A 15338-nucleotide genomic window follows, 5' to 3' on the forward strand; every position below is an offset into this window, starting at 1 on the left:
AAAAACTGTAAGCAGACGTCACGGAAGATGGTTAGAACTCAAGAAAAGATTGGCCTGGAGTTATGACTACTACTGATCAGTGTCCCGGTGGGAAGTGAAACAGTTCAGTACACGTTTGGCTTATGCCTGAATATTTTTTGCCATCTTTAGATTTACCAACCAGCAATCCGAACCATAGAGAAATATTTTCTATGGCCGTATATATGTCGTGTCTATCAGGATGGAAAAAATGGGTACATCAGAATTACTAAAACATATATATGACATCAATCTGTCATATTTACTGCTTGCGCAGCGTTTAATTAACCAGGAAAAAGCTTCAGCAATGTTTCGTCTGGGCATCGATGAATCGATGGCAGATGCATTGGCACAATTAACTTTACCTGAGATGGTAAAATTAGCGGAAACCAATCAACTGGTTTGCCAGTTCCGCTTTACTGACCACAACATTATTAATCGCCTGACTCAGGAATCCCGCGTGGATGATTTACAGCAAATCCACACCGGTATTTTATTATCCAGCCGTTTACTGCGTAACGCGTCAAAAGACGACGTTGGCACGAAAAAGAGGGCGGTATAATGAGCGAAAAAAGTATTGTTCAGGAAGCGCGTGACATTCAGCTGGCGATGGAGCTGATTACGCTGGGCGCGCGACTGCAAATGCTGGAAAGTGAAACGCAGCTAAGCCGCGGTCGCCTGATTAAGTTGTATAAAGAATTGCGCGGTAGCCCGCCGCCGAAAGGTATGTTGCCATTCTCCACTGACTGGTTCATGACCTGGGAACAAAATATCCACGCTTCGATGTTCTGTAACGCCTGGCAGTTCCTGCTGAAAACAGGTTTGAGCACCGGTGTGGAAGCCGTGATTAAAGCGTATCGACTCTATCTTGAGCAGTGCCCACAATCAGACGAAGGCCCGCTGCTGGCGCTGACGCGCGCCTGGACGCTGGTGCGTTTCGTTGAAAGTGGCATGCTGGAACTCTCCGATTGCAAATGCTGTAACGGCAGCTTTATCAACCACGCGCACCAGCCGGTCGGCAGCTTTGTCTGCAGCCTGTGCCAGCCGCCATCACGCGCCGTAAAAAGACGTAAACTTTCTGTCGAATCTGCCGATACCTTTCCACAACTGCTGGATGAACAGGTTAAACACGCCGTTTAAGTTTGTTCGTATCGTGGAAGCCATCCAGCAGCGGTTAATCCGCTGCTTTTTTTTGCTCTGCGTTTACGAATAACACCTGCGGCTCTCTGGCTTAACTTCCACCAACACGTTACGGACGTAAGGATTTTTTGTGCTAATTATTCTGGGTTATATCGTAGTCCTCGGGTCCGTGTTAGGCGGCTACATGTTGGTCGGCGGACATCTGGGGGCGCTTTATCAGCCGTCGGAGTTGCTGATAATAGGGGGCGCCGCAATTGGTGCTTTTTTCGTCGGTAACAATGGCAAGGCAATTAAAAAGACCTTAAAAGCATTGCCTTTGTTAATGCGCGGCTCAAAATATAACAAAGCCGTTTACATGGATTTAATGGCATTGCTTTATCGCCTGATGGCGAAATCACGTCAGCAGGGGATGTTGTCGCTGGAGCGTGATATTGAAGATCCCAGCCAGAGTGAAATTTTCGCTAACTATCCGCGCATTCTGGCCGATAAACAGCTCGTGGATTTTATTACCGATTATTTGCGTTTAATGGTCAGCGGAAATATGAACGCATTCGAAATCGAAGCGTTGATGGATGAAGAGATTGAAACCTACGAGCACGAATGCGAAGTGCCAGCGCAAAGCTTATCCGCGGTCGGTGATGGCTTGCCTGCGTTTGGTATCGTCGCCGCAGTAATGGGCGTGGTACACGCACTGGCGTCGGCGGATCGCCCGGCGGCAGAACTGGGTGCGCTGGTTGCTCATGCCATGGTGGGGACTTTCCTCGGCATCCTGCTGGCTTACGGCTTCATTTCACCGCTGGCATCGGTGTTGCGTCAGAAATGTGCTGAATCCACCAAGATGATGCAATGCATTAAGGTGACGTTGCTCTCCAGCCTGAATGGTTATGCGCCGCAGATTGCGGTGGAGTTTGGTCGTAAGACCCTGTATTCCACCGATCGTCCGTCGTTCCAGGAACTGGAAGAACACGTGCGCAACGCCAAGAATCCGGCTAAGCAAACCTCGGATGAAGCCTCATGAAGCATGGCAATCGCCCCATTGTGCTGGTTAAACGGCGCAAACATAAAAGGCATGAAGGAAGTCATGGCTCATGGAAGATTGCCTATGCCGACTTTATGACGGCGATGATGGCGTTCTTTATGGTGATGTGGCTGCTTTCCATCGCCAACCCGCAGCAGCTGGTACAGATTGCAGAATACTTCAGAACGCCACTCAAAGTGGCGTTGACCGGTGGTCAGCGTAGCAGCGATAGCGACAGCCCGATTCCTGGCGGCGGTGATGACCCGACGAAGAAAGACGGTGAAGTGAAAAAGGCCGTGGATATGGATGCACAGAAGCGCCAGCTGGATGATATCCGTCTGAACCGCCTGCGCGAAAAACTCGATCAACTGATCGAAGCCGATCCACGTCTGAAGGCGCTGCGTCCGCACCTGATTATCAACATGGTGGAGGAGGGGCTGCGCATCCAGATTATTGATAGCCAGAACCGCCCGATGTTTAAGACTGGCAGCGCCGAGGTGGAACCTTATATGCGCGATATCCTGCGTGCTGTTGCGCCACTGCTGAATGATATCCCGAACAAAATCAGCCTGGCGGGTCATACCGATGACTTCCAGTACGCCAGCGGCGATCGTGGCTACAGCAACTGGGAGCTTTCGGCAGATCGTGCCAACGCTTCACGCCGCGAGCTGGTCCTGGGCGGCCTTGACGGCAGCAAAATGCTGCGCGTGGTGGGCATGGCCGACACCATGAAACTGAAAAACCGCGGTGGTGACGATGCAGTAAACCGCCGCATTAGCCTGCTGGTGTTGAACCATGACACCGAAGCGGCAATTGAAAAAGAGAACGCCGAGAGCGATGCCGTTCAGGTGAGCGACCCGGCACAGATTATTCCCGATATTACCGCGCCCGCCGTTCCGGCTGCGCCGACAGCACCAGCAACGTCAGCGACACCGGCAGCGCCGGCTGCGACGACGACGCCAGCGGCTCCGGCCAATCCGAACGCCAGTGCGGTGACTACTGACCACTCCTCACAGCCGAGGTGATCCCGTGAGCATGGACATCAGCGATTTTTACCAGACGTTTTTTGACGAGGCCGATGAGCTGTTAGCGGACATGGAGCAACACCTGTTGGGACTGGATCCCCAGGAGCCAGATTCCGAACAGTTGAATGCCATCTTCCGCGCCGCCCACTCGATAAAGGGCGGAGCCGGTACGTTTGGCTTTACGGTTTTACAGGAAACCACTCACATCCTGGAAAACATTCTGGACGGTGCGCGTCGTGGTGAAATGGCGCTCAGCACCGACATCATCAACCTGTTTTTGGAAACCAAAGATATTATGCAGGAACAGCTCGATGCCTATAAAACCGCGCAGGAACCGAATGCAGAAAGCTTCAACTACATCTGCGAAGCCCTGCGTCAGCTGGCCCTTGAAGCCAAAGGGGTAGCCCCGGCAGCCCCGGCGGCGGTGGCAGTCGCCGAGCCTGCGGCACCGGTTGCAGGCAACGCGGGTTTGCGCCTGCACCTGGTTGACCTGAAAGAGAAAGAACCGGATTTGCTGCTGGAAGAACTGGGTAATCTTGGCACGCTAAGCGATGTGGTGAAAAGCGCCAACGCGCTGGAAGCCACCATTGAAGGTGTCGGCAAAGATGACATCGTCGCTGTGCTGTGTTTTGTGCTTGAAGAAGCGCAGATTCTTTTCCCGGAAGGCAGCAGCGCGCCGGTGGAAACCGCGCCAGCAGCACCTGTCGTGGCTGAACCGGTACAAAGCGCCACCGTCACCGAGATCACCCCGGCGGTGAAGCGTGAAAACAAACGTGCGGCAGCCCCGGCCAAAGCCAGCGAATCCAGCAGTATCCGCGTCGCGGTCGAGAAAGTTGACCAGTTGATTAACCTGGTCGGTGAACTGGTGATTACCCAGTCAATGCTGGCACAGCGTTCTGGCGCACTGGATCCGGTGGCGCATGGCGACCTGCTGAACAGCATGGGCCAGCTGGAGCGTAACGCGCGCGATTTACAGGAATCGGTAATGTCGATTCGTATGATGCCGATGGAGTATGTCTTCAGCCGCTTCCCCCGTCTGGTACGCGACCTGGCCAGTAAGCTGGGTAAAGAAGTGGAACTGACGCTGCTCGGCAGCTCGACCGAACTGGATAAGAGCCTGATTGAACGCATCATCGATCCATTAACTCACCTGGTGCGCAACAGTCTTGATCACGGTATCGAATCGCCGGAAAAACGTCTGGGTGCGGGTAAAAGTGCCGTCGGTAATCTGACGCTTTCCGCCGAGCATCAGGGCGGCAACATTTGCATCGAAGTGATCGATGACGGTGCCGGTCTTAACCGTGAACGTATCCTGGCAAAAGCGATGTCTTCCGGTCTGCCGGTGAGCGAAAGCATGAGCGACGAAGACGTCGGCATGCTGATTTTCGCACCGGGCTTCTCCACCGCTGAGCAGGTCACCGATGTATCGGGCCGTGGCGTCGGCATGGATGTGGTGAAACGAAACATTCAGGAAATGGGCGGCCACGTTGAAATCGCCTCGAAGCAGGGGAAAGGCACCACTATCCGTATCCTGCTGCCACTGACGCTGGCGATCCTCGATGGTATGTCGGTGCGTGTGGCCGATGAAGTGTTCATCCTGCCGCTGAACGCGGTGATGGAATCGCTGCAACCGCGTGCCGAAGAACTGAAGCCGCTGGCCGGTGGCGAGCGTGTGCTGGAAGTGCGTGGCGAATATCTGCCGCTGGTCGAGTTGTGGAATGTGTTCGATGTGCAGCACGCCAAGACTGATGCCACGCAGGGCATTGTGGTGATCCTGCAAAGCGCTGGCCGTCGTTACGCCCTGCTGGTGGATCAGCTGATTGGTCAGCACCAGGTGGTGGTGAAAAACCTTGAAAGTAACTACCGCAAAGTGCCGGGTATTTCCGCCGCCACCATCCTTGGCGATGGCAGTGTGGCGCTGATTGTAGATGTTTCAGCCCTGCAATCCCTGAACCGTGAAAAGCGTGTGGCCGGTGCCGCAGCGTAATCGATAACGAAAAGGTAAATACAATGACTGGAATGGCAACCGTGACGAAAATCGCTGGCGAAACCGTGGGCCAGGAGTTCTTAGTCTTCACCCTCGGTGATGAAGAGTACGGTATCGATATCCTGAAAGTGCAGGAAATTCGTGGCTACGATCAGGTAACGCGCATCGCTAACACCCCGGAGTTTATCAAGGGTGTGACCAATCTGCGTGGCGTGATTGTGCCGATTATCGACCTGCGTGTGAAGTTCTCGCAGCCGGATGTGGATTACAACGAAAACACCGTGGTGATCGTACTGAATCTGGAACACCGCGTGGTGGGTATCGTGGTGGATGGCGTTTCTGATGTGTTGTCGCTGACCCAGGACCAAATCCGTCCGGCCCCGGAATTTGCCGTGACCATGTCAACCGAGTACCTGACAGGGCTTGGCGCGTTGGGTGAACGTATGCTGATTCTGGTAGACATCGAGAAGCTGCTGAGCAGTGAAGAGATGGCGTTGATGGACACGCTGCGTAGCGCATAATTGTTGAGTAACGGGCCGGGATGACCGGCCCGTTATCATTTCTGATAGAAATAATTCCTTATAAATCAACATCAAGTTTGCAATTAATTCACTTTTTGCTCTCAATTTCGCCACCCTCTGGCCGATAAATCCACTGCATTTTTTCACTTTTCAGGGCAAGGTATGTTTACGAAAATCCGTGTTGTCACCAGTTTATTACTGGTGCTGTTGATATTTGGCTTTTTACAGCTGGCTTCTGGCTCGCTGTTTTTTAAAGCCTTAAGCAATGACAAAACCAGTTTTAATGTTGCACAACTGGCAAGCAAAAATACCGCGGCAATCAACGACGCTTATATGAGTCTTAACCAAAGCCGTGTGTTGCTGACGCGTGTCATGCTGCGTATTGCCAATAGCAAACTTTCGGGTGAGACCGCCGATCTCGCCAGCATGTTTGAGCAGAGCAAGAACTTTCAGAACAAGGCAGCGGATTTCTACTCGCTGTTTAAAAGCATTCCGGACACTCCGGGTCAGGATGCGCAAGTCAACAAACATCTGGATGAAACCTACAGCGCCTACAGCAGCGCGTTAAACCAGATGCAGGATGCGCTCCAGGCCAACGATGTGGCAGGTGCCGGTAAACTTCCGGTCGCGCCGACGCAGAGCGCATTTCTGACGGATTACACCCAGTGGCGTGCCGATCAGGACCGTCTGACCGACGCCGGTGTGGCGGCCAACCTCGCAGCCTATAACCATATGATCTGGCTGCTGGCGGTGGTGATGGCGGCCGTGGTGGCGGTGATTGTGTTGTGCTGGTTTGGTCTGCGCAAAGTGCTGATCAACCCGCTTAATACCAACATCAAACATATCCAGCACATCGCAAAGGGTGATCTGACGCAGACCATCGTGATTGAAGGGCGCAACGAAATGAGCCAGCTGGCGACCAATCTGCACGAAATGCAGCAGTCGCTGGTGCGTACCGTCAGCAACGTGCGTGACGGGTCCGATGCCATCTTCACCGGTGCCAGCGAAATCTCCGCCGGAAATAACGATCTCTCCGCCCGTACTGAAGAACAGGCTGCCTCGCTGGAGCAGACCGCTGCCAGCATGGAACAGCTGACGGCGACAGTGAAACAGAACGCCGAGAATGCCCGTCAGGCTTCGCAGCTGGCGCTCAGCGCGTCGGAAACTGCGCAGAAGGGGGGCAACGTGGTGGATGGTGTGGTGCGTACTATGCATGACATCGCCGGCAGTTCGAAGAAAATTGCCGATATTACTAGCGTGATCGACGGCATTGCCTTCCAGACCAACATCCTGGCGCTGAACGCGGCGGTGGAAGCGGCGCGCGCCGGTGAACAGGGACGTGGTTTTGCCGTGGTAGCCGGTGAGGTGCGCAGTCTGGCACAGCGCAGTGCCCAGGCGGCGAAGGAAATCAAAGGGTTGATCGAAGACTCGGTGAACCGCGTCAATACCGGTTCGGCGCTGGTGGGTACGGCAGGGGAAACCATGAGCGATATCGTCAACGCGGTCACACGGGTGACGGACATTATGGGCGAGATCGCTTCGGCATCTGATGAGCAGAGCCGTGGCATCGATCAGGTCGGCCAGGCGGTAACCGAGATGGATCGCGTGACGCAGCAGAACGCCTCGCTGGTGGAAGAATCTGCGGCGGCTGCGGCCTCGCTGGAAGATCAGGCCAGCCGTTTAAGCCAGTCGGTATCGGTGTTTAAGATCCCCCGCACCCAGCAGCTTGCCCCGGCAGTGATTCGTCATCCGCAGATTGCGCCGAAAGTTGCCGATATGCCGCGTAAAGCCGTGACGGCTCCGGTAAGTGACAGCAACTGGGAAACGTTCTGACGTTGTTGTAATTCGTGTTAACCCCATGCGCCTTTTAAAGGCGCATTTTTTTTAATGTTAATTTTTTTAGTTATAAAACTCTGCAATGGGAGTAAACGGCAGGATTTTACTTTGTAAAGTGGCTTAAACATCCTCAAAAATTCAGGGGAACGGTCGATAACAGGAGAGCCGAAAACACCTTTCTGGGGAACCCATGTTAAAACGAATCAATGTAGTCACCAGCCTGATCGCCGTATTGCTGGTATTTGGTGCTTTGCAGTTAATTTCTGGCGGGCTGTTCTGGTCTGCTTTACAAAAAGATAAGGAGGCATTTGCTGTCGCACAGGTGTCCACCGACAACGTTGCGGCGATGAGTGATGCCTGGATTGAACTCAACCAGACACGTACGGTGCTGAACCGCGCGATGTTACGTATGCAGGGAAGTATGGCCGCGCAGAGCAATGGCGGCCAGCTCAGTGCACTTATCGCGCAAACGGAAAAACAGCTTGATGCGGCGTCAGGATATTTCCAGCGTTATTACAATCTGCCCGCGACACCCGGTTTTCCGGTGGAACTGCGTGACCGACTGGAAGCTGACTATGCAGCCTATAACAACGGCCTGAAAGCGATGCTGGAGCGGTTGAAAGCGGATGATTTGCAGGGCATGTTCGCGCAAAACATCGAAGCTAAACAGGTGAAGATGAAAGCCTCGTATGAAGCCTGGCGCACTAAGCAGGGCGAGCTGGCGGCAGCCGGGGCAGAGCAGAATCAGCGTGCCTTCAACACCATGATGTGGCTGCTGGCGACGGTGGCTCTGCTGGTGATTGCCGTGATTATTGGCTGCTGGTTTGGTTTGCGTTCGGTGCTGATCCTGCCGCTGCAACAGCTGCTGTCGCACATTCGCCACATTGCCTCCGGCGATCTGACGCAGCCGATTCAGGTGGAAGGGCGCAACGAAATGAGCCAACTGGCAGAAGGATTGCAGGAAATGCAGCAGTCGCTGGTGCGTACCGTCAGCAACGTGCGCGATGGTTCTGACGCCATCTTCACCGGTGCCAGCGAAATCTCCGCCGGAAATAACGATCTTTCCGCCCGTACCGAAGAACAGGCGGCTTCGCTGGAACAGACCGCCGCCAGCATGGAACAGCTGACAGCTACGGTGAAACAGAACGCCGAAAATGCCCGTCAGGCTTCGCAGCTGGCGCTCAGCGCGTCAGAAACCGCGCAGAAAGGGGGCAACGTGGTGGATGGCGTGGTGCGTACCATGCATGACATCGCCGGTAGTTCGAAGAAAATCGCCGATATTATCAGCGTGATCGACGGTATTGCCTTCCAGACCAATATCCTGGCGCTGAACGCCGCGGTGGAAGCGGCGCGCGCCGGTGAACAGGGACGTGGCTTTGCTGTGGTGGCCGGTGAGGTGCGCAGTCTGGCACAGCGCAGCGCCCAGGCGGCGAAGGAAATCAAAGGATTAATCGAAGACTCGGTGAACCGTGTTAACACTGGCTCGGCGCTGGTGGGCACAGCAGGTGAAACCATGAGCGATATCGTCAACGCGGTCACGCGGGTGACGGACATTATGGGCGAGATCGCTTCGGCATCCGATGAGCAAAGCCGTGGTATCGATCAGGTCGGCCAGGCGGTAACCGAGATGGACCGTGTGACGCAGCAGAACGCCTCGCTGGTGGAAGAATCTGCGGCGGCAGCGGCCTCGCTGGAAGATCAGGCCAGCCGCCTGAGCCAGTCGGTATCGGTGTTTAAGATTCCGCGTGCGCAGGAAGCGACCATGATGACGCGCCATCCGCAGATTGCACCGAAAGTACCCGATATGCCACGTAAAGCGGTGACCGCACCGGTCAGCGACAGCAACTGGGAAACGTTTTAACCACATCCCTAACTGACACCGGCACATTATCGTAGCGGCGTGATTTATCACGCGTCCTTTAAAACCCGCGCAATAAATTGCGCCGCTACACATTGCCCCACAGGGTAGCGGCGCAGTTTTCACAGCTGGTCCAACCCCTTCCTTTCAACATAAAGATCACACTTCACACGCCGATAACAGAAGCGATCCGCCAACCAATGAGGTGTTTATGTTTAGTCGTATTCGTGTCGTTTCCGGCCTGCTGTGCGTGCTGGTGTTGTTTGCCTTGCTGCAGCTGTTTTCCGGAGGGATGTTTTTTCAAACGGTGAAAGCCGATAAGGACAATTTTGCTTATAACCAGCGCCTCGTCACTCTGCAACGGGCGATGGGCACCTCATGGGTTTCTCTGGTTCAGGCGCGTAACACGCTGAACCGTGCCGGGATCCGTTATCTGCTGGACAGCCAGCAGGCTGGATCGGGCGCAACGGTGAAAGAACTGGTTGCTCTGGCCAGTGAGGAGTTGAAGGCGGCCGATCAGGGCTTCACCGAATTTAACGCCAATCTGTCAGAAAAAGGCAAAACGGCAGAAAACGTGCTGACGTTGCAGGCCAACTACAACGCTTTCCATGGCGCACTGGCTGAACTGATTGATTTTCTTAGCGCTGGCAATTTCAAAGGGTTTGTTGACCAGCCGACTCAGGGCTTCCAGGACAAATTTGAAAAGGATTACAACGCGTGGCTGGGTTACAACAAAATCCTCGCGCAGCGCGGTATTGATGACAACCTGGCGGCGTATCACAAGTCCGTCTGGCTGATTGTCGCCCTGCTGGCGGTGACGTTGCTGCTGATCGCGCTGGTGTGGAGTGGCATGCGTGCGGCACTGATCCGCCCACTGAAGCAGAGCATCGAACATATTCGCCATATTGCGCGTGGTGATCTGACGCAGCAGGTTGAGGTCAGCGTGACTAACGAAATGGGTGACCTGCTCAGCTCGCTGCAACATATGCAGCAGGAACTGGCGCGCACCGTGCGCATCGTGCGTGATGGCTCTGACGCCATCTATACCGGTGCCAGCGAAATCGCCATGGGCAACAACGATCTCTCCTCACGTACTGAGCAACAGGCGGCTTCGCTGGAAGAAACCGCAGCCAGCATGGAGCAGCTGACCGCCACGGTGAAACAGAACGCCGAAAACGCCCGTCAGGCTTCCCAGCTGGCGCTGACTGCCTCCGATACCGCGCAACAGGGCGGCAAAGTGGTGGATGGCGTGGTCACCACCATGAAAGAAATTGCCGGCAGCTCGAAGAAAATCGCTGATGTTACCAGCGTGATCGACGGCATTGCCTTCCAGACCAATATCCTGGCACTGAACGCCGCCGTCGAAGCCGCACGTGCCGGTGAACAGGGCCGTGGTTTTGCCGTGGTGGCCGGTGAGGTGCGCAGCCTGGCACAGCGCAGCGCCCAGGCAGCGAAAGAAATTAAAGGGTTGATTGAGGACTCGGTAAACCGCGTCAACACCGGATCGGTGCTGGTGGAGAGTGCGGGCGAGACCATGACCAATATCGTTAATGCCGTGACGCGCGTCACCGACATCATGGGCGAGATCGCCTCGGCGTCGGATGAGCAGAGCCGCGGCATTGACCAGGTGGGCCTGGCGGTTAACGAAATGGACCGCGTGACACAGCAGAACGCCGCACTGGTGGAAGAGTCCGCCACCGCGGCTGCCGCGCTGGAAGATCAGGCCAGCCGACTGAAACAGTCGGTCGCAGTGTTCAATATTGGTAAAGAATTTGTCGCCCAGGCCGTTAACGTATCTACAGCGCCAAAATTATTACATCCGGCGGCGCCAAAAGCACTGGCTCAACCGGCGGGCGCCCGCGCTGACGATAACTGGGAAACCTTTTAAGCCCTGAGGCCGTGGCAACACGGCCCACATACCTGGGTGCGCACTGGCAGCACAGTAGCAACCGCAGTAACCATAATTTAATCAGTTTGTTGCCGGGTGACCTGAGATGAAGAAATCGACGTTATTGGATCAAAATGAAGCGACATCGCTGCTGACGCAAATGGTACAGCGTCTGCCGCTTTCCGATGCGCATTTTCGTCGTATCAGCCAGTTGATCTATCAGCGTGCCGGTATCGTGCTGGCCGACCACAAACGCGAGATGGTTTATAACCGTCTGGTACGTCGGCTACGCATGCTGAATATTGATGATTTTGGCCGCTATCTGGGTCTGCTGGAGCAGGATCCGAACAGCGCCGAGTGGCAGGCATTTATTAATGCGCTGACCACTAACCTCACCTCGTTTTTCCGTGAGGCGCATCATTTCCCGATTTTAGCCGACCACGCACGTAAGCGCAGTGGCAGCTACAACGTGTGGTGTGCTGCCGCGTCAACCGGTGAGGAACCTTACTCCATCGCCATGACACTGGCGGAAACGCTGGGCTCCGGGCCGGGGAAATTCCAGGTCCACGCCAGCGATATTGATACCCAGGTACTGGAAAAAGCGGTGGCGGGTGTTTATCGCCAGGAGGAACTGCGCACGCTGTCGCAATCACAGCTACAGCGCTTTTTCCTGCGCGGCACAGGCCCGCATGAAGGCATGGTGCGGGTACGTTCTGAATTGTCCAGTCAGGTGAGTTACGCACAGCTGAATTTGCTGGCCAATGACTGGTCACTGCCGGGGCCGTTTGATGCGATTTTCTGTCGCAACGTGATGATCTATTTCGATAAAGAGACGCAGGAGCAAATCCTGCGCCGGTTTGTTCCCCTGCTGAAGCCGGGCGGTGTGTTGTTTGCCGGGCATTCAGAGAACTTCAGCCAGATCAGTAAAGAGTTCTGGCTGCGTGGACAGACAGTCTATGGACTGACCAAGGAAAGACGATGAGCAAAATCACCGTGATGTGCGTGGATGACTCTGCGCTGATGCGGCAGTTGATGACAGAAATCATCAACAGCCATCCCGATATGGAGATGGTCGCGACTGCGCCGGACCCGCTGGTGGCACGTGACCTAATCAAGCAGTACAACCCGCAAGTGCTGACGCTGGATGTGGAAATGCCGCGCATGGACGGCCTCGATTTTCTCGAAAAGCTGATGCGTCTGCGGCCAATGCCGGTGGTGATGGTGTCATCACTGACCGGTAAAGGCTCAGAAATCACGCTGCGTGCGCTGGAGCTGGGTGCAGTGGATTTTGTCACCAAACCGCAGTTGGGTATCCGTGAGGGAATGCTGGCCTATAGCCAGATGATTGCCGACAAAATCCGTGCGGCGGCGCGTGCCAAATTGCATGCCCGCGCGGCAACGCCGGCTCCCGTCACGCTGAAAGCGGTACCGCTGCTGAGTAGTGAAAAGCTGATCGCCATTGGTTCGTCTACCGGTGGCACCGAAGCGATTCGTCATGTCCTTCAGCCGTTACCGGCCACCAGCCCGGCGCTGCTGATCACCCAGCATATGCCACCAGGCTTTACCCGCTCCTTTGCCGAACGGCTGAACAAGCTGTGCCAGATTACCGTGAAAGAAGCGGAGGATGGCGAGCGTATTCTGCCCGGCCATGCCTATATCGCGCCAGGGGCGATGCATATGGAACTGGGGCGTAGCGGTGCCAACTATGTGGTGAAACTGAACGACGGGCCGCCAGTTAATCGGCACAAGCCCTCGGTGGATGTGTTGTTCCGATCGGTGGCGGTTAACGCCGGACGAAATGCAGTGGGTGTGATTCTGACCGGGATGGGTAACGACGGTGCGGCGGGGATGCTGGAAATGCATCGTGCCGGTGCCTGGACCATCGCCCAGGATGAAGCCAGCTGCGTGGTATTTGGTATGCCGCGTGAGGCCATTGCCCTCGGCGGAGCCAGTGAAGTGGTTGATTTAGGCCACATCAGCCAGCACATGCTGGCAAAAATTAGCGCCGGACAGGCATTGCGAATTTAACAGGCCCGTCCTGCCGGGCAAGACAACACAGGAGTAGATATGGCTGATAAAAATATGCGCTTTTTGGTGGTGGACGACTTCAATACGATGCGTCGTATCGTCCGCAACCTGTTAAAAGAGCTGGGATTCAATAACGTTGAAGAAGCAGAAGACGGTGCGGATGCGCTGACCAAACTGCGCGCAGGCGGCTTTGATTTTGTAATTTCTGACTGGAACATGCCCAACATGGACGGTCTGGAACTGCTGCAAACCATTCGTGCCGATGCCACGCTGGGCAAACTGCCGGTGCTGATGGTCACCGCGGAAGCGAAGAAAGAGAACATTATCGCGGCGGCGCAGGCCGGAGCCAGCGGATACGTGGTGAAGCCGTTTACTGCGGCCACACTGGAAGAAAAATTAGGCAAGATCTTCGAAAAACTGGGTATGTAAGGAGATGTGATGAGCGACCTTCCGAAACCAACAGAAGAAGTCTCGGCACAGGATATCATTGCCCGCATCGGCTCGCTGACGCGCATGCTGCGTGACAGCCTGCGTGAGCTGGGGCTGGATCAGGCGATTGCCGAAGCGGCGGAAGCGATTCCTGACGCGCGCGATCGTCTGGATTATGTGGTGCAGATGACAGCGCAGGCCGCTGATCGTGCACTGAACTGCGTTGAAGCCGCGCAGCCGCACCAGGACAAAATGGAAGCCAGTGCTAACCAGCTGAAAGGCCGCTGGGATGACTGGTTTGAAAACCCGATTGAGCTGGCGGATGCTCGCGAGTTGGTTTCGGATACGCGCGAATTCCTCACCGCCGTACCGGAGCACACCGCGTTCACCAACAAGCAGCTGCTGGAAATCATGATGGCGCAGGACTTCCAGGATCTGACGGGGCAGGTGATTAAGCGCATGATGGATGTGATCCAGGAAATTGAACGCCAGCTGTTGATGGTGTTGCTGGAAAACATGCCAGAAGTGAGTGCCGAGCAGCGTAAGCAAAGCAACAGCCTGCTGAATGGACCGCAGATTCACACCGATGCACCGGGTGTGGTGGCGAACCAGGACCAGGTCGATGATTTGCTGGATAGCTTAGGGTTTTAATGTTGCCAGGTCGCCATGAATGGCGACCCTACATTCGCAGGGTACGCATTCATGCGTACCGGGATCACATCGCCCGGCGCTGTGCCACGGCCAGCGGCGGGGCGACCAGCACCTGCACACCCAGCGCTTCAAAGGCAGCAATCTGCGCGGGCGTAATGCCGCTATCGGTAATCAGATAGTGAATATGGCTCCAGTCGCAGGGCAGGGCGAACATCGAAACCTTATCAATTTTACTGGAGTCGGCCACCACAAACACGGTACTGGCTGACTGAATCATCGCCATCTTCACCTTGATATCCGTCTCGCTGGGAAAACTTAACCCCAGACGCGGGGAGATACAGGCGGTGGCCAGAAACAGTTTTTCGGCCAGCACGTTCTCAAAAAAAGAGGCGGCTTTTTCTCCCGACGTTGACAGCGTGGGAAACTTAAAGGTCCCTCCGGTCAGCAGGATATTGATCCCCGGCTCCCCTCCCAGTTTCAGCGCAATGTTGACCGCGGTGGTGATCACGGACAGACGGCGGATATGGCCGATAGCCTCGGCAATCGCCGTCGTGGTGGTGCCGGAATCGAAAATCACCGTGTCACCGTTTTCAACATACTGTGCGGCAAGGCGACCTATCGCTTCCTTTTCGTCCAGATGCGTCTGACGTTCCAGCAGCAACGCACCGGTATTTTGCTTACCGGTCATCAGGGTGGCTCCTCCATGATAACGCTGCACATGCCCGGCCTTCTGCAACATGCGCAGGTCGGTACGAATCGTCGCTTCGGTTAAGCCAAAGGTTTCTGTCAGTGCTTTTACCGTGACCGTGCCGTCTTCACGGATCATCTCAAGTATCTTCTCACGGCGCTGCTGCATGTCGGCCAGCTGCTCAGTTTTGCTTTTCAATCGAAACTCTCCCTTTTTCCAATCACGGTCTGATCGTTGCGAAAAGAAACCCG

14 protein-coding genes are annotated in these 15338 nt (G+C 55.1%); 13 read left to right on the forward strand and 1 reads right to left on the reverse strand.

Annotated elements, in window-relative coordinates:
- Positions 1–229 precede the first annotated feature (229 nt).
- The 13 genes from flhD to cheZ all read left to right on the forward strand — a co-directional run bounded on the left by flhD (position 230) and on the right by cheZ (position 14399).
- On the forward strand, positions 230–580 hold the full coding sequence (flhD, locus tag HA50_RS08375; RefSeq protein WP_084873996.1) for a flagellar transcriptional regulator FlhD: 351 nt from the start codon (positions 230–232) through the stop codon (positions 578–580).
- On the forward strand, positions 580–1158 hold the full coding sequence (gene flhC, locus HA50_RS08380; protein ID WP_084873997.1) for a flagellar transcriptional regulator FlhC: 579 nt from the start codon (positions 580–582) through the stop codon (positions 1156–1158). The genes flhD and flhC overlap by 1 nt, the downstream gene beginning before the upstream one ends.
- Before the next feature lie 130 nt (positions 1159–1288).
- Positions 1289–2176, forward strand: coding sequence for a flagellar motor stator protein MotA (gene motA, locus HA50_RS08385; RefSeq protein WP_084873998.1), 888 nt, complete (start codon positions 1289–1291; stop codon positions 2174–2176).
- Positions 2173–3201, forward strand: a complete 1029-nt coding sequence (gene motB, locus HA50_RS08390; protein ID WP_084873999.1) for a flagellar motor protein MotB — start codon at positions 2173–2175, stop codon at positions 3199–3201. The genes motA and motB overlap by 4 nt, the downstream gene beginning before the upstream one ends.
- 10 nt (positions 3202–3211) lie before the next feature.
- Positions 3212–5188 carry a chemotaxis protein CheA gene (gene cheA, locus HA50_RS08395; protein WP_208617313.1) on the forward strand — a complete coding sequence of 659 codons (1977 nt, stop codon included), beginning with the start codon at positions 3212–3214 and terminating at the stop codon, positions 5186–5188.
- A gap of 23 nt (positions 5189–5211) precedes the next feature.
- Positions 5212–5709, forward strand: coding sequence for a chemotaxis protein CheW (gene cheW / locus HA50_RS08400; RefSeq protein WP_084874001.1), 498 nt, complete (start codon positions 5212–5214; stop codon positions 5707–5709).
- A 162-nt stretch (positions 5710–5871) separates the two neighbouring features.
- Complete coding sequence (locus tag HA50_RS08405) at positions 5872–7542, forward strand: methyl-accepting chemotaxis protein (RefSeq protein ID WP_084874002.1); 1671 nt, start codon at positions 5872–5874, stop codon at positions 7540–7542.
- A gap of 193 nt (positions 7543–7735) precedes the next feature.
- Positions 7736–9406, forward strand: coding sequence for a methyl-accepting chemotaxis protein (locus HA50_RS08410; protein ID WP_084874003.1), 1671 nt, complete (start codon positions 7736–7738; stop codon positions 9404–9406).
- Positions 9407–9614: 208 nt separating this feature from the next.
- Positions 9615–11291 carry a methyl-accepting chemotaxis protein gene (locus HA50_RS08415; protein WP_084874004.1) on the forward strand — a complete coding sequence of 559 codons (1677 nt, stop codon included), beginning with the start codon at positions 9615–9617 and terminating at the stop codon, positions 11289–11291.
- A 106-nt stretch (positions 11292–11397) separates the two neighbouring features.
- Complete coding sequence (cheR, locus tag HA50_RS08420) at positions 11398–12273, forward strand: protein-glutamate O-methyltransferase CheR (RefSeq protein ID WP_084874005.1); 876 nt, start codon at positions 11398–11400, stop codon at positions 12271–12273.
- On the forward strand, positions 12270–13319 hold the full coding sequence (locus HA50_RS08425; RefSeq protein WP_084874006.1) for a protein-glutamate methylesterase/protein-glutamine glutaminase: 1050 nt from the start codon (positions 12270–12272) through the stop codon (positions 13317–13319). The genes cheR and HA50_RS08425 overlap by 4 nt, the downstream gene beginning before the upstream one ends.
- A gap of 39 nt (positions 13320–13358) precedes the next feature.
- Complete coding sequence (gene cheY, locus HA50_RS08430; protein ID WP_013508787.1) at positions 13359–13748, forward strand: chemotaxis response regulator CheY; 390 nt, start codon at positions 13359–13361, stop codon at positions 13746–13748.
- Between the two features lie 9 nt (positions 13749–13757).
- A complete protein-coding gene (cheZ, locus tag HA50_RS08435) occupies positions 13758–14399 on the forward strand; it encodes a protein phosphatase CheZ (protein ID WP_084874007.1) in 642 nt (213 codons plus the stop codon).
- Between the two features lie 64 nt (positions 14400–14463).
- Here cheZ and HA50_RS08440 read toward each other — a convergent pair whose 3' ends face one another.
- The gene (locus HA50_RS08440; RefSeq protein WP_084874008.1) at positions 14464–15285 is read right to left on the reverse strand and encodes a DeoR/GlpR family DNA-binding transcription regulator; all 822 of its coding nucleotides are present in this window, start codon (positions 15283–15285) and stop codon (positions 14464–14466) included.
- Positions 15286–15338 lie beyond the last annotated feature (53 nt).

Origin of the sequence: Pantoea cypripedii (assembly GCF_002095535.1) — a bacterium.
In the GTDB taxonomy this organism is placed as follows: domain Bacteria; phylum Pseudomonadota; class Gammaproteobacteria; order Enterobacterales; family Enterobacteriaceae; genus Pantoea; species Pantoea cypripedii.

Bases quoted from the DNA above. Each gene is read 5' to 3' on its own strand.
- HA50_RS08415 (WP_084874004.1), top strand. From the start codon at position 9,615: ATGTTTAGTCGTATTCGTGTCGTTTCCGGCCTGCTGTGCGTGCTGGTG.
- HA50_RS08425 (WP_084874006.1), top strand. From the start codon at position 12,270: ATGAGCAAAATCACCGTGATGTGCGTGGATGACTCTGCGCTGATGCGG.
- cheR (WP_084874005.1), top strand. From the start codon at position 11,398: ATGAAGAAATCGACGTTATTGGATCAAAATGAAGCGACATCGCTGCTG.
- cheZ (WP_084874007.1), top strand. From the start codon at position 13,758: ATGAGCGACCTTCCGAAACCAACAGAAGAAGTCTCGGCACAGGATATC.
- flhD (WP_084873996.1), top strand. From the start codon at position 230: ATGGGTACATCAGAATTACTAAAACATATATATGACATCAATCTGTCA.
- cheY (WP_013508787.1), top strand. From the start codon at position 13,359: ATGGCTGATAAAAATATGCGCTTTTTGGTGGTGGACGACTTCAATACG.
- HA50_RS08410 (WP_084874003.1), top strand. From the start codon at position 7,736: ATGTTAAAACGAATCAATGTAGTCACCAGCCTGATCGCCGTATTGCTG.
- HA50_RS08405 (WP_084874002.1), top strand. From the start codon at position 5,872: ATGTTTACGAAAATCCGTGTTGTCACCAGTTTATTACTGGTGCTGTTG.
- motB (WP_084873999.1), top strand. From the start codon at position 2,173: ATGAAGCATGGCAATCGCCCCATTGTGCTGGTTAAACGGCGCAAACAT.
- cheA (WP_208617313.1), top strand. From the start codon at position 3,212: ATGGACATCAGCGATTTTTACCAGACGTTTTTTGACGAGGCCGATGAG.
- flhC (WP_084873997.1), top strand. From the start codon at position 580: ATGAGCGAAAAAAGTATTGTTCAGGAAGCGCGTGACATTCAGCTGGCG.
- cheW (WP_084874001.1), top strand. From the start codon at position 5,212: ATGACTGGAATGGCAACCGTGACGAAAATCGCTGGCGAAACCGTGGGC.